19 protein-coding genes are annotated in these 21,514 nt (G+C 66.5%); 9 read left to right on the forward strand and 10 right to left on the reverse strand.

What is annotated here, in order from left to right; genetic code table 11:
* Positions 1–1,139: 1,139 nt before the first annotated feature.
* Complete coding sequence (locus EJC51_RS47050; RefSeq protein ID WP_244363325.1) at positions 1,140–1,856, forward strand: Clp protease N-terminal domain-containing protein; 717 nt, start codon at positions 1,140–1,142, stop codon at positions 1,854–1,856.
* A 344-nt stretch (positions 1,857–2,200) separates the two neighbouring features.
* Here EJC51_RS47050 and EJC51_RS47055 read toward each other — a convergent pair whose 3' ends face one another.
* Positions 2,201–2,644 carry a hypothetical protein gene (locus EJC51_RS47055; protein WP_244362289.1) on the reverse strand — a complete coding sequence of 148 codons (444 nt, stop codon included), beginning with the start codon at positions 2,642–2,644 and terminating at the stop codon, positions 2,201–2,203.
* 182 nt (positions 2,645–2,826) lie between these two features.
* Between EJC51_RS47055 and EJC51_RS47060 the strand changes: the two genes are divergently transcribed.
* Positions 2,827–3,354 (forward strand): hypothetical protein, encoded by a 528-nt coding sequence (locus EJC51_RS47060; protein WP_126269164.1) that lies wholly within the window; start codon positions 2,827–2,829, stop codon positions 3,352–3,354.
* Positions 3,355–3,423: 69 nt separating this feature from the next.
* A complete protein-coding gene (locus EJC51_RS47065; RefSeq protein WP_126269163.1) occupies positions 3,424–4,962 on the forward strand; it encodes an ISKra4 family transposase in 1,539 nt (512 codons plus the stop codon).
* On the opposite strand, the gene EJC51_RS47070 is transcribed toward EJC51_RS47065, so the two are convergent.
* The 5 genes from EJC51_RS47070 to EJC51_RS47090 all read right to left on the reverse strand — a co-directional run bounded on the left by EJC51_RS47070 (position 4,952) and on the right by EJC51_RS47090 (position 10,960).
* Positions 4,952–5,281, reverse strand: a complete 330-nt coding sequence (locus EJC51_RS47070) for a hypothetical protein (protein WP_126269162.1) — start codon at positions 5,279–5,281, stop codon at positions 4,952–4,954. The two genes, EJC51_RS47065 and EJC51_RS47070, sit on opposite strands and share 11 nt — an antisense overlap.
* A 104-nt stretch (positions 5,282–5,385) precedes the next feature.
* Entirely contained in the window at positions 5,386–6,819 is a 1,434-nt protein-coding gene (locus tag EJC51_RS47075; RefSeq protein WP_126269161.1) for a hypothetical protein, read from the reverse strand.
* Between the two features lie 336 nt (positions 6,820–7,155).
* Entirely contained in the window at positions 7,156–9,525 is a 2,370-nt protein-coding gene (locus EJC51_RS47080; RefSeq protein ID WP_126269160.1) for a restriction endonuclease, read from the reverse strand.
* 15 nt (positions 9,526–9,540) lie between these two features.
* The gene (locus EJC51_RS47085; protein ID WP_126269159.1) at positions 9,541–9,762 is read right to left on the reverse strand and encodes a hypothetical protein; all 222 of its coding nucleotides are present in this window, start codon (positions 9,760–9,762) and stop codon (positions 9,541–9,543) included.
* 910 nt (positions 9,763–10,672) lie between these two features.
* Positions 10,673–10,960: a hypothetical protein gene (locus tag EJC51_RS47090; protein ID WP_126269158.1), complete on the reverse strand. Its 288-nt coding sequence runs from the start codon at positions 10,958–10,960 to the stop codon at positions 10,673–10,675.
* Positions 10,961–11,102: 142 nt separating this feature from the next.
* Here EJC51_RS47090 and EJC51_RS47095 point away from each other — a divergent pair, with 142 nt between their 5' ends.
* The 4 genes from EJC51_RS47095 to EJC51_RS47110 all read left to right on the forward strand — a co-directional run bounded on the left by EJC51_RS47095 (position 11,103) and on the right by EJC51_RS47110 (position 15,116).
* Positions 11,103–12,143: a DUF5919 domain-containing protein gene (locus tag EJC51_RS47095; protein ID WP_126269157.1), complete on the forward strand. Its 1,041-nt coding sequence runs from the start codon at positions 11,103–11,105 to the stop codon at positions 12,141–12,143.
* Positions 12,140–12,889, forward strand: coding sequence for a phytanoyl-CoA dioxygenase family protein (locus tag EJC51_RS47100; protein WP_126269156.1), 750 nt, complete (start codon positions 12,140–12,142; stop codon positions 12,887–12,889). The genes EJC51_RS47095 and EJC51_RS47100 overlap by 4 nt, the downstream gene beginning before the upstream one ends.
* A gap of 4 nt (positions 12,890–12,893) precedes the next feature.
* Positions 12,894–13,553: an HAD family hydrolase gene (locus tag EJC51_RS47105; protein WP_126269155.1), complete on the forward strand. Its 660-nt coding sequence runs from the start codon at positions 12,894–12,896 to the stop codon at positions 13,551–13,553.
* 364 nt (positions 13,554–13,917) lie between these two features.
* A protein-coding gene (locus EJC51_RS47110; protein WP_126269154.1) for an IS3 family transposase occupies positions 13,918–15,116 on the forward strand; the annotation gives its coding sequence in 2 pieces (ribosomal slippage) (positions 13,918–14,220 and positions 14,223–15,116; 1,197 coding nt in all).
* A gap of 1,158 nt (positions 15,117–16,274) precedes the next feature.
* Here the strand turns inward: EJC51_RS47110 and EJC51_RS47115 are convergent.
* Both EJC51_RS47115 and EJC51_RS47120 read right to left on the reverse strand, forming a co-directional pair.
* Positions 16,275–16,523 carry a hypothetical protein gene (locus EJC51_RS47115; RefSeq protein WP_126269153.1) on the reverse strand — a complete coding sequence of 83 codons (249 nt, stop codon included), beginning with the start codon at positions 16,521–16,523 and terminating at the stop codon, positions 16,275–16,277.
* Between the two features lie 143 nt (positions 16,524–16,666).
* On the reverse strand, positions 16,667–17,392 hold the full coding sequence (locus EJC51_RS47120; protein WP_126269152.1) for a hypothetical protein: 726 nt from the start codon (positions 17,390–17,392) through the stop codon (positions 16,667–16,669).
* Between the two features lie 326 nt (positions 17,393–17,718).
* Here EJC51_RS47120 and EJC51_RS47125 point away from each other — a divergent pair, with 326 nt between their 5' ends.
* Positions 17,719–18,507 carry an SAVMC3_10250 family protein gene (locus tag EJC51_RS47125; RefSeq protein WP_126269151.1) on the forward strand — a complete coding sequence of 263 codons (789 nt, stop codon included), beginning with the start codon at positions 17,719–17,721 and terminating at the stop codon, positions 18,505–18,507.
* Between the two features lie 6 nt (positions 18,508–18,513).
* Here the strand turns inward: EJC51_RS47125 and EJC51_RS47130 are convergent, their stop codons facing one another.
* Both EJC51_RS47130 and EJC51_RS47135 read right to left on the reverse strand, forming a co-directional pair.
* Positions 18,514–19,143 carry a hypothetical protein gene (locus EJC51_RS47130; protein WP_126269150.1) on the reverse strand — a complete coding sequence of 210 codons (630 nt, stop codon included), beginning with the start codon at positions 19,141–19,143 and terminating at the stop codon, positions 18,514–18,516.
* A gap of 515 nt (positions 19,144–19,658) precedes the next feature.
* Entirely contained in the window at positions 19,659–20,207 is a 549-nt protein-coding gene (locus EJC51_RS47135; protein WP_126269149.1) for a flavoprotein, read from the reverse strand.
* Between the two features lie 90 nt (positions 20,208–20,297).
* On the opposite strand from EJC51_RS47135, the gene EJC51_RS47140 reads away from it, so the two are divergent.
* Positions 20,298–21,488 (forward strand): helix-turn-helix domain-containing protein, encoded by a 1,191-nt coding sequence (locus EJC51_RS47140; RefSeq protein ID WP_126269148.1) that lies wholly within the window; start codon positions 20,298–20,300, stop codon positions 21,486–21,488.
* Positions 21,489–21,514 lie beyond the last annotated feature (26 nt).

Below are 21,514 nucleotides of genomic sequence, written 5' to 3' on the forward strand. Positions count from 1 at the left end.
CACATTCCGTTGCACCAGCCGATAGCCCAATGTGTTCGCTTCAGCCATCCCCGCCCCATGTGCCGCCCTGGCCCCGTCGAACCGACTTAGATCGACGTGGCATCTCCGCACTCCCGCGCCCCCTTGCCGAAGCCTACTGGGCCCACAGATCACAACTGGCCTGGGCGTGAAGTGGCCCGAGTGAAGACCAGGCCGCGGCTGCAGCTCACCCCCGGCCGGCAACACCCTCGCCCGGTGATCGCCTACTTCCTCCTGCACGACGCCTCGCTCGACCACCCGGGCCCCAGCGTCTGACACCGGCCGCCGGAGTCCCCACCATCGCGCACGCAGAAAGAGGCCGTCGATGGCTGCCCAGAAAACCGAACTCCCCGCCGGCCCGGATGCAGGTCCCGAGAAAGCGGACCGCAACCTTGCACTTGAACTCGTCCGGGTCATCGAGGCCGCAACCACCAGAACCAGGCCGACGCCTTGCGGACGGGAGTGAACGCCCGTGTCTCCTGACCAGCCCACCATCCCCGAGGACACCGACGCCACGGCCCGACGCTGCCCGGTCTGCGAAACCGTCTTCGCCGTCGCCAGCAGCACCAGTCGGCAGGTGTTCTGCTCACCCACCTGCCGCGAGGCCAACCGGCAGAAGATCCCCACCCAGATGACCTGCCGGTCTGCGCAGGCGAGTTCACCGCCTACGGCCGCGCGAAGCGCCGCGTCTACTGCTCTCCGAGAACGTCTTCGACGCCCCCACAACGGTGCGGCGGGTCTACTGCTCGCCCGCATGCCGCAAGGATGCCGAACGCCAGCGCGAGCATGAACGTGACGAGGCCCGGGCCCGCCGCTTGGGTGAGGCGCCGCTCTCACGACCGCAGACACGGCCAGAGTTCCCGCCACCACCCAAAGCCGTCACTCGCCCCGGGCGCCAACTCGTCGCCGAACGAGACCCGTTGGAGCCTACGGCAACCCGCAACTGCCCCCACTGCCAGCAGCCCGTCACCATCGTCGCTCTGCTGGCCACCCCAGAAGCCGCTCGTCCTCCCATGCCCACCGGCCCCGACGTCATCCCGATGCGGAGACTCCCCTGACACACGCATGAAGCAAGGCAAGTACGCCTTGACAATTTTGAATTGTCAAGGCGTACTTGCCTCATGGCTCTTCCGGACCTGGACGATCTCATCGCGGAAGTCGACCGCAGATGCGACACCGCACACCGCCCCGGCGGACAAGAACAGCCCGACTGGCTCGCCCTCCTCACCGTTGCCGCCCAACTCGCAGGCCAGATGCAGGCGCTGGCGGACGACTTGGTCGAGGACTACGTCGAGCACTGCCGCATGCACGGCTCTTCATGGACTGACATCGGCGCCGCCCTGGGCGTGACCCGACAGGCGGTCCAGCAGCGTTTCCACGCCCCGCACAAGCGATACAGCCCCGAGACAATGACCGACGACCTCCGCCAGGCGATGGTCCACGTCAAACAGGCAGCGGTGCAGCACCGCAATAACTACATCGGCACCGAGCACCTGCTCTGGGGACTGACCGCGGAAGACAACAGCGCCACCCAACTCCTGCAGACCGCCGGCGTCTCGTCGAAGACGATCCACCGGTCCGTCGGAACCCGGCTGAGCATGGGTGCCTCCCAAGCAGCCGAACGCATCGCCTGGACGCCCTACGCCCGCAAAGCCATCGCTATCGCCGAGGCACGGTCCGAGCAGAACGGCTCCGACCGCATCGACTGCGACGACCTGCTGATCGGCCTTGCCCAGGTCGGCCGCGGAGTGGCCGCCAACGTCCTGACCGAGGCCGGCTTCCACCCAGCCGCCCTCAACGCAACGACGGCGGACACCCACTCATCACAGAACGGCTGACCACAACCCACTGCACCAATTCCCAAGGGGCCGCCGACCTCATGGTCGGCGGCCCCTCATGGCTCGTACTCCCCAACCTCCGCACACCCTTCAAAACCAGATCAACTGAGGAGGAAGAGCAACTCTGGCCGAATCCAGGAAGTCCCATCACCCCGTGGGCAGGCGGGCCGCCGTCCCGGTCGTCCCCAGGGCGCGTTCTGGGGTGTTCCATGGCTGTACGGCTGCGGCCGATGTCAGTGGCGTGAGCGATGATCTCGGCCATGACTGCGACTGCTGCCGAGTGTGTGTGGTGCGAACGGCGGTTGGGTGCGGATCCTTTGGAGTGACGGTTCCCTCCTCGGGGATCAGTTCGTGGCATCCCATTCGTCCGGGGTCATGGGCTTGGCGTCCGGATAGTGTCGTCGGATCTCGTTGAGTACCCACTCGTCTGCTGTGCGGACATCCCAGCTTGAACTGTCGAACTCCCTCAGGGTCAGCACGAGCTCGCTACCCGCGTAGCCTTCAAAGTCTCCGTCGACGGCCTGCAGGTGGGGCGCGTCCATGGCCAACAGCTCGAGGGTGGGGATTCCGTGGCCGGCTGAAGCTCTGACCAGCTCCGCGAAGCTGGAGTGTGGGTGATCGTCGAAGATCCGGGCTCGCCACGTGAGCGTGAGGCCGTAACTCCCCAGGCGGATCAGGAGTTCGGCCAGGGTGACGTAGTGCCGATCGGCATGGTGGCCCGTATGCGGGGCAGTGTCCCGCCAGGCCGCAAAGGAGACCATCTGCATCGTGGGCGGTGTTTTGATCATCGGCTCAGCACCCTGCTCCGGTCTAGGGGAATCACTGATTGCACTTGCCTATTGTCCTGCTCTTCCCCTTCGAATGATCGATTGGGTGTAGTTGCTCCCGGGCGGGGAGAGCTGGGCAAACGCTGATTGGTGTGTGGTGGTGTCGTCGGGCTTCTACCGTGGCGGGATGGAGGTGGGGCGCCATGGTGTCTTTGCCGGAAGAGCTTCAGGCTCGAGAGGCCGCAGCTCGGCGGCGCGTGGAGGCACTCCAAGCTGAGGCAGCCGAGTTGGCCATCCGGCTGGAGGCGGCTCGGGAGGATCTTTCGCGGCTCGAGATCACGCGGGAGACCGTCGCGCAGGTGCTGGCGGAACTGTCGGCCGCTCAGGCCGGACCGCACCTTGCGGCGGGGGATGCTCCGGCGCCGGACGAGACGTCGGTGCCTCACGGCGTCGGGGTGATGATGGTGCCGCCTTGGCGGGAGGGCCTGGTGGTGGCGGTATTACCGGATGTCTACCGGGACATCGTGGAGATCATCGCTGACGCGCCAGGACCGCTGCAGGCCAAGCAGATCGTGCCGCGGATCGGTCTGCCGACGACGACCGGGAAGATCGAGGGCACCCGGGAAAAGCTGAAGCGGCTGGTGGAACGAGGCTGGCTGGACGAGAACACGCCGGGACAGTTCACCCTCGCCCGGCAAGGCCCGGGGCGAGACCGCAGCAACTCGCAGTGACCAAGGGGCTCTTCTCCGTAGATTCGTAGGTGCCAACCAAAACGAATCACTCCCGAAGAAGAGCCCTCGATGGAACCGTACGATGCCTTACCCGAGCCTGATCCATACTCCGCCTCCCGTGATGCCTTCGAACGCCTCATCTCGACGCTGGCCGACGGCCCGGCAGCAGACTTGTCTCACGACGAACTCGAAGCCCAGCTCGAAGAGTTAGGGCGCGAACTGCTGCGGCATTTGATGCAGAACCACCTCGATCAGCGAGCCAGGAAGGAGGAGGACACGATGCGAGCGGACCGAGGGCAGCCCCTGGTACTCGGTCCGGAAGGACAGCCTCGAACCTGGCGAGAGATGGGTCACCGCCGCCTACTGACGTGCGTGTTCGGGCCAGTTCGGGTGACCCGGATCGCCCATCGTGGCCGAGGCGTTGCCAACGTGCACCCAGCAGACGAGAAGCTGTCGCTGCCCGCGGGCCGGCACTCACGCGGCCTTGCCCGGCTCGCGGTCCTGGAAGCCGTGAGAGGCTCGTTCGACCAGGCTGCCGCTGCAATCGAGCGACGATGTGGGAAGGTGCTGGGCAAGCGCCGCCTCAAAGAACTGGTGGTCGCCTCCGCGGTCGACATCGCCGCCTACTACACGGCGAAGATCCCCACCCCGTGCACCCGCGAGATGCCGCTGGTCATCGAGATCGACGGCAAGGGCGTGGTGATGCGCCCCGAAGCCCTGCGCGAAGCCACCCGCCGAGCCGCGGCCAAGAGCGCGGCGGCCGGGCGACGCGGACGCCTGGCCCCGGGCGAGAAGCCCAACCGCAAACGCATGGCGACGGTGGCCTGCGTCTTCGATGTCGTTCCGGCCCCACGTCGGCCGCACGATATCGTCCACCCGCCCGGTGGCCGAAGCGAAACCCGGCCGCCACGACAGGGCCCGAAAGCGGAGCGCAAATGGTGCACCGCCTCGGTGATGCACTCTCCAGAACTGGTCGTCGCCGACGCCTTCGACCAGGCCGAGGCCCGCGACCCCCGGCATCTGCGGGACTGGCTCGTCCTCGTCGACGGCGCCCGCCACCAACTCGACCTGATCCAGGCCGAAGCCGACCGCCGCGGCATTCACCTGAATATCCTGCTCGACTTCGTGCACGTCGCCGAGTACACGTGGACGGACGCGCATGCCTTCCATCCGGTCGGCAGCCGCGAGGCCGAGACCTGGGCCGCAGACAAACTCACCGCGATCCTCGCCGGACACGCCGACCGCGCCGCCACCGAGATGACCGCCCAGGCCGCAGCAGAACAGCTTCCCGCAACCCGCTGCGACGCCGTCACCACCTGCGCTCGCTATCTCACCGGTCACCTCGACCAGCTCCACTACGACACCGCCCTCACGGCTGGCTGGCCAATCGCCACCGGCGCCGTCGAAGGCGCCTGCCGCCACCTCATCGCCGACCGCCTTGACATCACCGGCGCCCGCTGGGGACTCGACGGCGCCGAAGCCGTCCTCCAACTCCGCGCACTGATCACGAACGGCGACTTCGAGGACTACTGGCGCTACCACGCGGTGCGTGAACATCAACGCCTCTACCCCAGCCCCGACCCGCAGAACTACGGCCTCACCGCTTGATCCCGACGGTCACTTCAAAGGATCCGCACCCAAAGCCGATGGCATCCCGATACGACTCCACCACCGCCTGCGGCGGGTGCGCCATGCGGCTGCCCTGCCAGTGCACCTCCTGGCCGGAAGAGCCGGGCAGCACGGCGGTCAGCCCGTCGGCCGCTTCCGCTGGCGTGCGTACCGCGGGCCAGCTGCCGTAGACGTTGGAAACTTGTAGCGCCCCGGCCTCGTCGGTGGCCTGTAGTGTGCCGCCGGGGACCAGCAGCTGGCGGACCTTGTTGCGCTCGTATCTCTCTTCAGCCCATACGGGCTGCGTGCTCACGTTCATCCAGGTGCTCTCTGTTGCAGGTCCGGGCGCCAGCCCGTGGCGATGTGAGTGCAGAAGGCGAAGGGTTCACGACATCGGCTGATGCCAAGAGCCGTGCCTGCGGTTCAGCGGCGGTATCCGCGCTCTGGGGAGCGCGCAGGGACGTTGAGGAAGTCTTCGAACCAGTTGTCCGGGTGCAAGGCGGGCGGGACGCCGACAGGCTCCCTGCCCTCGGCTTCTCCGGCGTCTTCGCTGTACTTGCTGTCGTACAGCCACAGCACATCGTGGTCCTGGAAGAAGAAATCCGAGCAGGCGTCGAAGTCATAGTCGTCGCGGTGCGTGGGCAGTGCCGCATGCGGACTGCCGTCACCGGCTTCCAGATGCTCGAGGGCATCGTCGAGGGCGAGATGCAAGACCATCTCCTCCGCCGCGCAGACGGGCCGGGGCCATCTGCCGCTCGCGAGGTCGCCTGCCAGATCGTCGCAGGCCCGGGCCAGGCCGCGCCGCCACTGCGCGTTCTGGCGCCAGGTCACCTGCGGAAGACGGGAGAAGAAGCCCCAGGCACCGTCATCGTCCTTGATGACGGGACGATCACCCAACTCGGCGGCATCGTCGTAAGCCGACTCAGCAAGCTCGACCAGCGCGCTGTACAGCAGCTCGGCCGTGCGCGGCGTGAGCGTCCAGTCGCACTTGCGGCAGTCCTCCTCCTCGCAGTCGCACGCCGCGGGCAGCGCGAAGAGAGCGGCGAAGTCCGGCTGCTCCTGGTCGCTCTCGGGCACAGCGCCCGTGCTCGAGGCGGTGCCGGAGCGATTGGTCCGGTGCAGGCGCCAGCCCGAGCCGAAATCGACGCGGACCGGCTCAGCCGACCAGTCGGCGACCTCGTCTCCCTGAGCAGACAGCAGCAGTTGACCTTCCTGCGTGTCGTTCAGGCAGTCCGCGCCCGGCAGGTCACCCGTGGTCTCGGCAGCGAACATGACAGCGCCGGTCAGGTCGTGCGGATCCTCCTGGGTGAGCTCCTCCTGCGGCGCAGGCTCCCAGCCGCTGGCGGCCGCTGCCGTGAGTGCCTTGGCCTGGTCGTAGACGTGGAACTCGCGCAACTGGACCACGCGAATCACCGGACCGGGCAGGTCGGCGAGCCGAGCGTCCCTCGGGGTGCGGATAGCGGAAACGGGAAGTGCCTCTTCCGTGCCGCTCTCCTGCACCCAGTCGAACGGGTCGTCGGAAGGCCAGGTGAACCCCGGCGAGCCGGCGGGCCACACCCCCGCGCGTGCCTGGTCGAGAGCTTGACGGAAGGAGGCAGCAGGAGCATCCGGCAGCACAGTGAGCAGTTTGCCCGCCGTGTTCTGCTGCGGCGCGGTGAGGATCCCGTTGCGGGCAGCGAGGGAGAGGAGGAGCGCGGCATGCTGGGCCACGAGCGCATCCTTGCAGGTCATGACGGCCTGCAGGCTGGAGGGCCCGTCAGGGTGTGCCAGCAGAACGAGAACGCGGCTTTTGCTGGCGGAGTGCTCGCAGAAGAAGTCGCGGGGCAGCGCAGATGGGGTGGCCTGGACGGCTGTCATGGAGGAGCTCCAACGATGCGCGGCAAGCCGAAGCCCGCCGCAGTGAGAAGAAAGCTGCTGGTGGGCACGGTACGACCGCATCCCCGGACAGCGTGGAAGTCTGTTGCAGCTCGTGCCATCGCTACGAGCGGCGACCCGGGCCTGAAACGCGACTTTAGCCCCCGAGTAGCGAACAGGCAGGCAGATTCGGGTTATTTCCGATCGCGGCACGACAGCGCCCGCGCGCGGCGCGCTCCGCGACTGGTTCAGTCGACCAGGGACAGGCACAGCCGAAGCAGCGATGGCCTTCGCGAACGACGCTGCCAGCCGTACGGCTGGCAGCGAGAGCCGGGATGCTCAGGCAATGTCTCCCGGATTCCACTCAGGCGGAAGACGGCCAAGTCCGAGCCGGGCCTCGATGCCGAGGTGTTCACGCAGAAGGGCTTTCAGAGTTCGGCCGTCCACCAGATCGATGCGGCCGCTGCGTTGGGCGAACGCATGGCTGCTTGCCCCGAACCAGCTGGTGGTGACCAGGATGCCCCGGCTGGCCTGCACGTCCAGCATCTGCCCGGCCAGGGCGTGAACCGTCTCCAGAGGCACGACGTGCCGGTTGCGCCGGCACTGAAGCACCCACCGTTCGCCGGTGGTGGGCCTGTCACGCAAGACAGTGGTTGCTGGCCCTGGTCCGATCAACTCGCGGGGGCCGCCTTCAGTAGTGCCGTGCAGCTCCATGCAGAGGCGGTGGACGAGATCGTCCAAGTCCTCGGGGGACAGGCTCACCAGATCGATACGGTCGTCGGCGGCCGCAACGACGGCGGGACGCGGCGTGTCGTGTGCGAGGGCGGCCTCGTACCACTTGTCGTCGCTTTGATAGGCAGGATCTCCTTTGCGGAAACGCTCCGCCCATGCGGCGGCTTCATCGTGCAGGGCCTTTGCTCCGTCTCCGGGGATCAGGTTCCGCAGACCGGGATCGTTCCTGCGGAAGGCGCGGAAGAGGGTGGCCAGGGGACTGGTGTTGGGCGCGTATCCCAACCGCTGGGCGTGCCGGGGAGCAAGAGGGCCGGGGCCGCGCACGGCATGGACGACCGCACGCCATTCCGGGCTGTCGTAATCGAATGCCGTCTTGGTGAAGTTGACGGGCACGTGGTCACAGTGGATCTCACCGACCAGCCTGCCCTTCGCGGGCCCGTCCACCGGATACTCCACCATGGAGCGGTCAGGGCCATCCTCGAAGAAGAACAGGCCTTTGTCCCTGACGAGAACCTTGCGGCCGTTGCGATAGAAGTCGAGGCCGTAGTCACTGCCGTGCAGATAGCGCTGAACGCCCAGCCAGCCCCATACGCGTTGTTCCGTCAACTCGAGCTGTGTTCCCTGGCACTGCAGACAATGCGGTGAGCCAAGCGGACTGGTGTGACGGCAGTTCCGGCAGCGATACCGCGTGGCCAGCACGATGTCGAGGCGCTGCACGGCCGCGATGTTGCCCTCGCGCCGCTGGACAACGCGGTTCTCGCCCCAGATGCACGGCATGCGGGGAGCCACCGGCCGGTCAGACACGGTCAGCTGTACCTGCTCCTTGCGCAGCAGGTAGCTGTAAATGTCTCCCAGCTGATGCCGCAGACGGTTCTGCCTGCCCGGCGGCCAGGGGTCGCGCAGGGCTTTGATGGTGATGAACGTGCCCTGGTCCTCCGCCGCTGCTTTGGGTTCCGCGCCGATGAGCGCGTGCCAGGGGGAGCCGGCGGTAAGGGAGGCCAGATCGAAGGTGAGGACGGTCCATGCCGTATCGCCTGCCCGGGCGGTGCGCAGCGTGATGTGCGCACCCAGCTGCAGACACGCCACGACAAAGCCCAGGCCGAAGATGTCCTGGTCCTGCGTCCCGCCGGTCCAACTTGCCAGGAAAGCCTTGCTGATGGTGTCGCGGTCCATACCGGTGTGCCGGCACGAGACGGTGATCGTCTCGTGGCCGGGGGAGTCCGGATCGTGCTGGAATCCGACCGTGACCGCAGGGTGCTGCCCCGCCCCTGTGCTGCCTTTCATCACGGCGTCCACCAACTCGGCCACAGCCGCCCACTCGGCCAGCGGGATGTCGGCCAACGCGGCCAGCGCGGCCGGAGCAGGCACCAACATCAACGGCTTCGCCGGGGCCTTGAGGTCTCGTGCCGTACGAGCCCGTGCGGCACGAGAGTTGGTGTCGGCACGCTCCCAGGCAGCTGCCCAGGCTGCTGCCTCACTGCGTCCTACCCCCACGATCTCGGCGAACATCACCACCAGGTTCCGGCGGGGATTCACCGCTCCGCTCAGGACATTGCTCAAGGTGCTCCGCGTCAGCCTCTTTCCAGCCCGATCTTCCAGCTCACGCAGGCTCGGCGAACCTGCCAGGGCGCGCAGGCGGTTCATCGCTTCGCGCAATTCCTCGAAAGTGCCCACCTGCCCGATGGAGATCACATCGGGGCCCTGGTCGATCCCCTCAAGGGCGGCCTTCGCCTTCAGCCAGAGCTGTCTGGCCTCGGCTACGTCCGTGCCGCAGGCCCGGGTGAACGCCTCGACCACCGGCCAGGGGGAGCGCCAGCCGTGGGCTGCCCGGTTGAGTCTGCCCCTGCTGAAGCCCGTAGCCTGTACGAGGTCTTCGTACGTGAGGCCCGACAGGTGGCGCGACTGCCGCAGCCAGCGCGCCACCTCCGCCATTTCCGGCACCCGGGCAACAAGCTCCTTCTCCCGTCGCCCCGCCATGACATCAACCAGCCGTCACATGCGGTCGTGCGCCGACGGCTTCACCACGGCCACCACCATCGCGGCCACTACCGCGGCCACTGTCTCGGTGACGAGTACCTGCGCCGCGTCCTGCCAGGCCGCCGCCGAACCCAGCGTGCCGACCACCACGATCAGCACGGCAACGACCATCACGACATCGGACAGGTGACGCGGCACCGGAGCGCCGTCCCCGACACACAGCAGAGCCTTACTCATGCGTGAACTCCCTTGATGCACCTCGGACATGTGTGCCACTGCCGACGGGAGGTTTGGGGCCAGCCCGCCGCTGCACACATCCCAGATCCTGCCGGACCCGCCCCCCTCAACACCACCCGGAACCTAGAGTTCAAGGCATTGTCCCAACTGTGTCCAGAACAGGACTCCGATGCGTTCTCCCTGTTCAAAGGCCTCCTCCGGCTAGTCGGCACGAGGCAGAACAACGCTGTCCCGCCCGTGTCCAGGTTTCGAGTTGCTTCCTGCGGCCAGCCTGGGACACCCTGGTCGCAGGATCTGGGCACCTCGGACAACGCCGTGCACGGAACCCGGACCGCAGCGCATTTGGGGTGCGCCCGGTCAGCGGTGAGGCCGCGCGCCCAGCGCGCGGCCCGCCCGCACACCTCCGTGCAAAGCACCGTCTGAGCGCAACGGCGCCGCGTCTTCTCGAGCGCGGACGGCACACTGGGGATCATGACCCCGGTACAGATTTCCTTCGGCATCGGCGAACACAAAGACACCGCACGGCGTTGCTCCAGCGCGAGTGGCCCCTGACGGATCTGCCGTTCCCCGTGAACGAGCCGCAGCTCTGGACCATGATCTGCGTAGGCTCGAACGCCCTCGTCGGACTTGCCGTGGTGGCCAACGGATTCAGAGCCCCAGCGGTGTCAGCTCACGGCCCGCGTCCCTACCGCCCGCTACAGCCCGTCGACCTGCTCGACGAAGGTGCGTCGCCGACACGACGGCCGGTCACGAAAGAACCGCCGTCCTCGCAATCGGATGACCAACTGCTGTCTTCCAAGCTGGCGTTCGGCCAGTCCGCGCTCATACGCGGAGTGCGCGCCCTCCTCGACTGTGCCTGCAGCCCGGACATCGCGGCGGCGGACTGCAGGCACCGGCGCACCCCGTTCCCCTAACGGTGGATGAACCAGTACAAAACCGTGCCCGTGCCGGTGGCACCGCACGTGTACGCCGCGCCGGCTACGGCCGCCCAGAGCGCCTCGTGCAGCAGGCGGCGGGGCATGCGCGATGCGCGCTGCGGCCGGCCTCGGGTGCGGCCGGCCGCGCCCCCCTCGCAGCAGTGGGGCGCGCCGCAGCCGCACGGTCGGCCGGAGGCGGGGATGCACGGAGTCGTCGTGACCACGATGGGCTGAGGCTCGGGGATGCGCGCGAGCCGGTGGCCGCGGGGTGCTGGGAGCATGGAGGGATCTCCGCATCTGCTGAACTGACAGTGACAGGGAGATCCTGTTCGGCCCCGAAAAGGGCCAACAGCCCTTCAGACGGCGTGCATTGGAACGCTCTGGACACCAGTGGACACCGCCTCTGCGGCGTAACGTATGCTCATGAGGGTCACCGTGGCGACGCTGGCAAGGGCTCAGGGCCTGCGCGACGACTTCGACAGCCTGCAACGTCTGCGCCACGGCAGGGGCATCGCCAGCCCCGGTGATCTTTACTACCTGTCCGAGTTCGTCAAGCGCCGGGTGCTGTGTATCGAAGACGACACCGATAGCCAGCTCACCCAGGGGCTGGACAACCTCAAGAAGCTCATCGAGAGGGCACCGCCGCGTGAGCGGGAGCTGTTGAGGCTCAGTTTCAACATCGACGGCGCATTCGGTGACTTCAACTGGCTCGAACGAGTCGAAGACTTCGCGCTGGCGCACGAGTGGATCGGCAGTTCGCGCAACGTACGACACCAGGCCGACCTCGCGCTGTTGCAGCTGCTCATGCGGGCCCGCCCCGCTGCCGAGAGCGAGCCGGTGCCGCCGTCCGATTTCGACACGGTGATCGAACCGGCCCAGCCGAACGGACATGCACCGACCACGGCCGGTGGCGTGTTCATCGAAAACTACGTGCACAACAGCCCTCGGTTCGCGGCGTCCTGGAAACATGCCCGCACCGTCGACATGTGCGGCTTCGGCCACAACCGGATGGCTGTCACCTACTCCGACGAGATCGGCCGCATCCTCAGGTCGGGCGGCCAGGTCCGCGTCCTCATGCAGGATCCGGAGGGCCAAGCGGTCCTTGACGCAAACCGCCGCAGCTCCACGCCCAAGGCATCGGCCGAAGACGTCCGCCATCAACACCGCAGCGCCATCGCCACCCTGACATCGATCAGAGCAGCGGCAGCGGCCCCGGCCGACAGCCTGCAGCTGCGCGCCTACGACATCATGCCGCCCTTCACGGCGTACTTCTTCGACGCGGACGACGAGCGGGCGCACGTCTACATCTGGTTCTGGTCGTGGCGACAGCCATCGTCCTGGCGTCCGGGCTTCCTCGTGGCACGGGCGACCGACGCGTTGTGGTACGCACGCTTTCGAAGCCAATTCGAAGGGATGTGGACGAACGAGGAAACCCGCGAGATCGCTAACGGGAGGGGATCATGACAGACCTGGCCCGCTTCTTCGAAGCGACCGGCTACGCGAAACTCCCTGATCGTCTGCCTCCCGATCTGGTGAGCCGCATGCGCACGGTGATCGATGATCATTTCGCTCGCGGCGTCCCGCCCTACCGTGTCAACGACACAGGAACGCCCTGCCGACTCGATGATCTGCTGGAAAGAGACCCTGTCTTCCTGGAAGCGCTGCGCCACGAGTGCGTTGCAGCGGCGTTGCGGCAAGTCCTCGGGCCAGCTGTCGACGTGGTGCACGCCAGGCACAATCATGCAACGCTGAACGGCCCAGGTGACATTCCGTTCCGGCTGCACCGCGACATTCAGCAGTGGTCACAGCCACTCGTCGCCGTCTTCTTCTACCTCGAGCCGGCCACCATCGCCAACGGCTGCACCACGGTCGTTCCGGCATCCCACCGTCTGCCGTATGCCGGCCCCCAGTCCGGCGGCGGCGGGGGCAACTGGGCCGACGAACACGACCAGTACCAGCACTTGATCGGCCAGGAGCTGCCGGTCGAAATGCCCGCCGGTGGCATCCTGCTCCTCAACTGCCTGTGTTTCCACAGCGTGGGGCGCAACACCTCGGCATTCTCGCGGCGCAGTGTGGTCTTCGCCTGCCGTGGCTCCGACGAACTCAGCCAGGTCGACCACCCCGGGGCGACCCAGCTGTTCGGCAAGCGCCGCTTCCTCGCCAACCGCGTACTCCGCGTCTCCGGATCACTGCGGCAGGGACAGAGCTGACCTGATGCTGGCTCTGTTCGACTTCGATGACACGCTGGTCAGCCGCTCTGCCGCCATCCGGCGCTGGGCGCGGTTGCTCGCCCGCCGCGAAGGCATGCCCGAAGGCGCCGTTGAGGCCATCGTCGACGCCGACCAAAAGGGCACCAGGCCGCGGGACGAGTTCCTGGCAGTGGTGCGCACTCTCCCCGGGGTCCACATGACCGATGGTGAGATGCGCGAGTGGTACGCGGTCAGCTACCCCTCGTGCTACGGAACAGAACAGGAGTCGATTCAGGCCCTGACCCTGCTACGCGATGCCGGCTGGAAGATCGGCGTGGTGACCAACGGATCGAACACGAGGACGAGCCAGAAACTCGCCCGCTCGGGGCTGACGCCGTTGATCGACGCGCTGTGCGTGGCGGAGGACGTCGGCGTAGGCAAGCCGGATCGAAGGATCTTCGAAGAGGCGGCCCGCCGCTGCGGTGTTGAACTGGCCGGGTGGATGGTCGGTGATGCACCGGTTGAGGACATCTTCGGGGGAGCACAGGCCGGTCTGCGGACAGCATGGCTCCGCAGAGGCCGGAGTTGGAACGGCACGATGACTCACCCCGACATCGAGGTCGATTCCGCCCTCGAAGCCGCGATCACCATCGTGAACAGTCCTCAACGCATGGTCAGCGGTTAAAGCGTGGTGCAAAAGCCGTGACCGGGTAGGTGTGGGCTGAGCAGGGCCTGCACGTGCCGGACGCGGCCAGCGAGCCTGCCACGCCACGGTCACCGTTACAGGTCGCTCACATACCTGCTCACGGCGGTTCCAGGTCGCGGAGTGCTTGTAGTTCAGCGTCCCGCCGTTCTGCACAGGTGACAGTGCAGTTCGCTTGTGAGTCGAACGCACTGTTGCTGCGAGCCATGGAAGCCTTGAAGGCTTCCAGGAAGCTCTGTTCGACCGTTGTCGCGCGCGTGTAGGCAGCGGAAAGGATGTAGGGACTGCTGCAGGGTTGGGTGACCCTGATCTGGCTCGCTGAGGGGCGGGCTGGAAGGATGTCGCAATGCCCAAGCCGTATCCGAAGGAGTTCCGCGAGGACGTCGTGCGGGTCGCGCGCAACCGCGAGCCCGGCGTCACCCTGGAGCAAGTCGCCGCTGATTTCGGCGTCCACCCGGCCTCATTGACGAAGTGGATCCGACGCGCGGCGGCTGAGGAACGCGGCGAGCCGGGCCCGGCCGCCGGTCCTGGCTCCGCAAGGAGTGAGTTGGCTGAGCTGGCCGAGGCCCGCAAGCGGATCAGGCTGCTGGAGCAGGAGAACGAGGTACTGCGCCGGGCCGCGGCGTATCTGTCGCAGGCGAATCTGCCGGCAAAATGATGTACCCGCTCGTCCGCGAGCTGGCCGCCGCCGTCGCCCCTCGTCGTGTGCCGGTGGCGGTGACGTGCCGGGTGCTCGGGCTGGCCCGTCAGCCCTACTACCGGTGGCTGAGGTCCCCGGTCACCGACACCGAACTGACCGAGGCCTACCGGGCCAACGCCCTGTTCAACGCGCACCGCGACGACCCGGAGTTCGGCCACCGCTTCCTCGTCGACGAGGCCCGCGCCGCAGGCGAGGCGATGGCTGAGCGGACCGCCTGGCGGATCTGCCGGGACAACCGCTGGTGGAGCGTGTTCGGCAAGCGCAAGGGCCGCGGCAAGAACGCCAAGGCGGGGCCGCCGGTTCACAACGACCGGGTGCAGCGCGACTTCACCGCCCAGGCGCCGAACCGACTGTGGCTGACCGACATCACCGAGCACCCCACCGGCGAGGGCAAGCTGTATCTCTGTGCGGTCAAGGACGTGTTCTCGGGCCGCATCGTGGGCTACTCCATCGACGCAAGGATGAAGTCCCGCCTCGCGGTGACCGCGCTGGAGTCTGCCATCGCCCGCCGCGGCCAGGTCGCCGGATGCATCGTGCATTCGGATCGTGGATCGCAGTTCCGTTCACGGAAATTCGTCGCCGTTCTCACCCACCACGGCATGGCCGGCTCGATGGGAAAGGTCGGGGCAGCCGGCGACAACGCGGCGATGGAGAGCTTCTTCGCGCTGCTGCAGAAGAACGTCCTGGATCGCCAAGTCTGGTCCATTCGACAGGAGTTGCGGATCGCGATCGTGACCTGGATCGAGCGCAATTACCACCGCCGTCGACGCCAAAGACGCCTGGCCCGTTTGACCCCCATCGAGTACGAGACCATCATGACCCCACCCGCAGCCCTGGCTGCATAAATCCCGCTGTCACCTGATCACGCAGCAGTCCCTATGGCGGTAGACGAAGCTGCTGAGGGCGACGAAGTGAACCAGCCACCAGTCAGGCTGAGAGCGGAAGCACAGAAGAGGCGTCGGAAGTCGGCGTTGTCGCGCAGGAGCGCGACGAGACTTGCGTGAGGGCGGCGTCGAGCGAAGAGCACCAGTGACTCCAGCAGTGTGACGTCCCGAACGATGACCGGGACGAACGACCGGAATGACGTCGTTTGTGTCCCGCGGCCTACGGAGGGCCACGGAACGATCGCTGGTCAATCACAGAGGTGATGCATGACAGGCATCGTACGGGCCACGGCATCATCACATCTCCCGCGCTCCCGAAGGACAGCGAGCTGGAGGCGTCTCTGCGAGGGAAACACCTGCTTGCCGTCGTACGACGCCTACGTCGGCTGCGCTGGCCGTGCAATTGGCTGCTGTAGCGAGGCGCGCCACCCACGCGGTTACGTCCGGAGGCCATTCGGCGCATCGCCTGCACTCCTTCCCGGCGGTCCGCATCTTGGTCTCGCACCAGCCCCGCTGTGCCGTACCTCCTGAAGGTGAGGTGGCGCTCCCGCCATCGTTGACGTGCCTCCCTCATCAGTTCGGGATCCGCGAGCGGCACGTCGCCTACCTTCGGCAGAGCCCAGGCAGCGGCGAAGAGATCACGCACAGGAAACAGGTTTTCCCCTGGTGGGGGAGCAGATCCTGAGGGCGCGGTTTTGCGGATCCGGTAAGCCGCTTGCTTGCATGCGTTGCCGCAGTAGCGGCGAGGTCGGCCTGTCGCGGTCGGCTCCAGCATCGGCTTGCGGCAGTGTGCGCACCGAGGCACGCGGTCCTGTGCCTCCATTGCTGCGCGCATCATGAGCGAATGCCGTGGACCGTGCTCTGCTGCGTAATCTTCACGCAAGCCCTCTACCGCAGATGAGGTGCGCAGCTGCTGCAGAATGGTGCCCAGCACCATGTCGAGTCGCTGGTCGACTTCTCTCGTCGCGGTGATCGCCAGAGACAGCTGAGTACGGCTGGCCCCGCCCACGTAGGCGAGCAAGATCTCCCTGTCGCACGGATGCAGTTCGTTCAGCGCCCGATCCAGCCACCGTTCGTCCGCATGACGCGACGTCGGATCACGGAAGGTCGACGGCCGGCTCATCGCTGTTCTCCTTCCGAGGCCGAACCCGATGGAGCACCGGTCAACACCCCCTGGGCTTTGCGGCTCGGCAGCAGTGCAACCAGGGTGCGGCCCGTGACTTCCAGGGTCGAGACCAAGTCGGCCCCGTTCAGGCGCCGTACGACCATGACTGCGATGACACCGAAGACCACAATAGCCGCGATGACCGGCACGAGGGCTGCCAGCACGATCAGGGTGCTGGTATGGAGGAGCTGAGTAGGGAACACGATGAGAGCCTCCGGCCCTGAAAATGACGAAAGGCCCCCAGCGTGAAGCTGGGAGCCCGGATGAGTTGAGGAAAGCGAAAAGCCCGCCAGTAGGCGGGCTCGAAGCTTGACTAGGGCACAAGAATGCCCGACGTCAACCAATGTTACACATGATCAGGCAGGCATGAAACGTGCAGGTCAGATCGCCGGCCGGTGCTACTCGCCGCTTTCGTAACACAGCTCGATCGCCCAACTGTGCATCGTTGCACTGGTGGGGAAGCGGTGACACGACTACGGTGCTGCCCCCCCCTGTGCCAGCAGTCCGCGACGTCCTCTGTCGGCGCGTCCTTCCTCGGCTGCAGCGGCGGGGCCTGGACGTCGGCGCGCCTTGGGGCGTTGGAGATGAACGAGCCGAGCCCGAGCAGCTTCGCCGTCGACGTCCTCGCGGTGCTGACGACCCACGCGAAGGTGCCCCTCCCGGGTGTGGAACTGGCATGGTCGAAGGGACGGACCCGGCGCGCTCCATCGGGCGGATCTGGCGTCTCCACGAAGAGGATCTCGGGCAGCACTTTGATGAACCATGGCGTGAGCTCGGGGAGTGCAGTTGCCAGCGCGTCGGAGCGCAACCTGACGGTGGGGACCACCTCGAAGTGCATGGGCCGACTGGTGTAGAGGTCGATCATGTGACGGAGGACCTTCACGAACGACTGCCCCGCCGTCATCCACACCTCAGTGAGCTTGAGGGCGGAGGCCAGAGTCAGCCGAACCCGGTCAGTGCCGTTGATGGGGGCGCGCATGGGGACGGTGAAGCCGTAGCCAGCGGCATACGGCGCCTGGACGCCGATGCGCGGCAGTGAGTGGAAGATGGCGTCGGCGTCCTGGCCGCGCATGTCGAACTGGTACTGGACGATGTCCCATTGCGGCTACTCGCCGCGGGCGAGCCACATATGGGCGATCGCGTCGAGGAGGCTGCGCTGATCCTGCGTGAGCTCCACGTCGAAGAGCGATTCCAAGGAAACCTCGTGGTACGAAGCAGAGGTGGCGGGCGACCATGGTGGTGCGTCCGTGTCCGACAGACCGTCAGGGCGCGTTCATCCTACCGATTCCCTCCTTCGTCACCCTTGTGTAGATCCTTTATGCGAGCCTGCTTGTGTGAGAACGACCTCTGAAGCCGAGGGCTTCACCGAGTCGTCAGGGCGGGTAGTGGGGGATTGCTGTGGATTTGGTCTATGTCTCTGAGCGCAAAATCTACGGGCGGCTTGGTATCCGGCCTGTCTCCGTGCAGCAGGGTCTGCAGGCCTCGTTGAAGGTTCCGCCGTTGATCGAGGTGTCGGGAAGCCGGAGCTGGGATGAGGCGGCTGAGCCAATCGCCGGGCACGCGTTAGTGGAGAAGGCCCGGAGCAGCATCGAGCGGCGGTTCAGCCCGGTGCCGTTTACGACCCGAAACTTGCAGGTGAATCAGTGGGTCAGTTTCGATCTGGACATGGCTCAAGTAGCCGTTCACGAAGACAGTGGCACACCGCCCGAGGACGTTGCTTTGTTCGTCGGGCAGGTTCCTGCGGGGACGGCTGGCCAGCCGCGCGACCTGGGGCTCATGTTGTGCGGCTCGGTGCAGCATCTGCGTACGCAGGTGTGCGGGCGAGGCCGGATGGGCTCGGATACCACGTGGCTGCACGATCTGATTCTCGAGGTTGAGCGTCGTGAGGACCGCGGACTGAACGTGATTCCCGAGTTCCTCAATGATCTGATGCCCCATCGCCGCAGCGAAGTGCTCATCGAAGACGCCGCGTTCGGGGTGCACGGCTGGATTCAGCGAGAGCACCCGCCGTCTACTCGGGGACGTCTGCGAGGGCATGCCATTGTGTTGATGGACATTGATCGTCCGCGGTGGGTTCACCGGCTGGTGGTGGCGACCCCTTTGTATGTGGAGGCCGTGCACGAGCCGACGTCACAGGCGCGAAGGCGGATTCTTCCCAAGATGCGCAGGCGGGCTCGTACGCCCTGATGTTCATCAGCGTTCGTTGACAGTCGGCGAGGTGGGCATCAGGTCCGCGCGTGCCTGGCTCTTGATGCTCGCGATGAGGGACTGCAGTTCCTGCCACTGCTGCCAGCACCCCTGTTCGGGCCGGGATGATGCCGGGGCGTCGTCGGACTCGGTCGGCAGCATGGTCAGCCGTATGTGTGCGACGAACTGTGCGTAAGGACCCTGCAGCTCGCGAATCTTCCGCAGCACCTCCGGACTCCAGTAGAACGCGGCTGCGGCTGTGCTGGTTGGCGGTGAGACGACTTCCCAGGGTCGGACGCTGATGAGTGCTTCGGCTTTGTCCCGCATCGGCTGCTTGTCCGACACGGCCCCAAAGTAAATCTCGTCGAGGGTCTGGCCCAGGCGGTGAAGCCAGATACCGAGTGCTTCATAGCTGTCTTTCAGCTCCTCACGCGACCTCCTGTGCGCGTCGGTCTGCCGCTGAATATCTTGTTGGTGTTCGAAGAGCCGACGGCTGTTCTCGAAGTGCCGGTCTATCAGATCGATGTGGTGCGCTGTTCCGCGAGCTGCGACGATGTAGCCGAGACGGGTGCCGATCGCCAGGGCGAAGAACACGGTGATGAGGTTGGCTACAAAAGAAATGGAGTTATCTGTCACTCCGCCAGTGTCCACAGCACCTGCAGCGTGCGCAGGACAACAGCCAAGAGCAAGCGGCCGGGATGATCGCGGAGCGGATCGTGCCGAGAGAACCAGGCGGGTTCACGCCGCTCGCCACCTGCGGCCGGCAAGGAGGTCAGGTCTCACAACGCATGGCGCCGCGTCGATGCTGGGGCCGTGGTTGCGCTCACCGGCGAGGAATTCCCAGAGCCACTGCGGGCGCGGCGGCGCCGTTGCTGACAGGTCCTCAACGACGCAGTCATGGCCGAGTGAGCTCCTTCCCACAGGTGCCCGGACGCTGCGGAGCGCCTGGCCGATGTGTTGCTCGCCGCGGCCGGTAGTAGTCGGGCTGTGGCTTGTGGTCAGAGGAGGGGGTGGACCTTTCCTTGACGAAGGCGGCGGTATGGGCGAGGCCGTTGTCGGGCCATCCCATGGGTTACGGCCCATGACGAGAGATTGAGTGGCTCCTTGCCGTGGATGAGCGGGCTGCCCCTGCTGCACTTGGGGAGCAGGTGTTAGCTCGGGGGTGAGGCGTGTTCGGCTGCGTCGAGGAGGAGGTGCCAGGGGTACTCCTTGGGTTTGCCTTGGCCTGGCTGGTTGGGGATGAAGCCGTCCTTGCCGTACAGGACCCCAACGCCCATCGCGCGAAGCTCGGCGACGCTGCGTTCGAACCCGTGATGCTGTACGTATGCAGCGTTGACGCAGGGCATGGTCACGGTCGGAATGTTCTTGCCGATGGCTTCGGCGGCGACGCCCACCACGAAGTCGTGGGTGAGGCCGAGCGCCCATGAGTTGATCGTGTTGAAGGTGGCCGGCGCGACCGCGATCACGTCCGCTGTCGGCCACACGTCCGGTTCGCCGGGCAGCTTGTACTCGCTGCGCACGGGATGCCCGGTCAAGCGCTCCAGCTCGGCGAGTTGCGGGGCCAGCCAGCGTGCGGCGGTGGGGGTGAGACCGAGGCACACGTCGAAGCCGCGCTCGTGCGCGTTGTGGATCACCTGCGCGACGTCGAAGACGGGAGGGGCGGCGCTGCCGAACAGGTAGAGCACACGAGTCGTCGTCATGGCTCTATACGACCACATGCAACGGTGCCCGCCCGGAGGGGAGTCGGGCGCGGGTAGTGTTCCCAGTGGGTGCTTTGAACGGAGAGCAGAATGCCCACACCGGACGAGAACCACACGGGCGCACGGATCAGGGAGCAGCGCAGGCTGGCCCGGCTCACGCAGCGGCAGTTCGCTGCCCGGTTGCCCTACTCCTACAGCTACCTCACCCAGGTGGAGTGCGGTGCGCGCCCGGCGACGGCCGACTTTGTGGCGGCGTGTGCGAAGACGCTCAACATTGACGTGACCGTGCTGACCGGCCAGCCGTACGTGACGCAGCTCCAGCGGGACCGGCTGGCCGAACTCGTGCGGCCGATCCGTGAAGCTCTCGACCTGTATGACCTCGGCCCGAACCCGGACGTGACTGCACGGCCGGCCGGCCAGCTCGTCGCCGGTGCGGACCAACTGTGCGCACAGGTCCGTGCCGCGCACTTGCGGACGGCTGCCCGCGCTCTTCCGGGCATCATTGCCGAGCTGACGCACACGGCGTGGTCGACGCCTTCGACCGCGTTGTGGCAGGCCCTTGCCTCGTGCTACCGCACCGCGCACGACATCAGTGTGAAGCTCGGCTACTACGACCTGTCGGCTGTTGCCCTGGACCGGATGGATTGGGCGGCGCAACGGGCCTCCGACCCCTGCCTGGCCGCGGTGCGCCAGTACATGCGGGCCCTGGTCTACTTCCGCGAGGGCGAGTACCGGATCGGCCAGAGGCTGATCGCTTCTGGCCAGAGCGTGGTGGGCCAGGACGGCACGACCCGCGAGGCGTTGGCCGTCACAGGACAGCTGCACCTGGGTGCCTCAGTGATCTCCGCACGTGCTGAAGACGCCGCCGCCGTCCAGGTCCACATCGGCGAGGCGCGCCGCATCGCGGGAAAGCTCGGTGACGCCGGCGAGATCCACTGGCTCAGCTTCGGCCCGACCAACGTGGACCTGCACGAGATGTCCGCGGCCGTGGAGATGCACGCCTACGACGACGCCCTCACCAAAGCCCACAAGATCGGAAAGAAGCTGCCGCCGCAGCTGGCTACTTCCCGGCGAGCTCATTTCCTGATCGACCAGGCACGCACCCAGATGGAGACGGGACACGCCGACGGCGCGCTGATGTCGCTGCTTGAAGCCCGTCGCGTTGCTCCGGAGCAGACCCGCTATCACCCGGCGGCGAGGGAGACTATCACCGGCCTGGTGCACCTGTCCCGCCGGACCCCGGACAGCCTCAACCACATGGCTGCCTGGATCGGCCTGTAAAGCGCTCTCGCATCTCTCACAAAACA

This window comes from Streptomyces aquilus (assembly GCF_003955715.1).
Classification (GTDB): Bacteria; Actinomycetota; Actinomycetes; order Streptomycetales; family Streptomycetaceae; genus Streptomyces; species Streptomyces aquilus.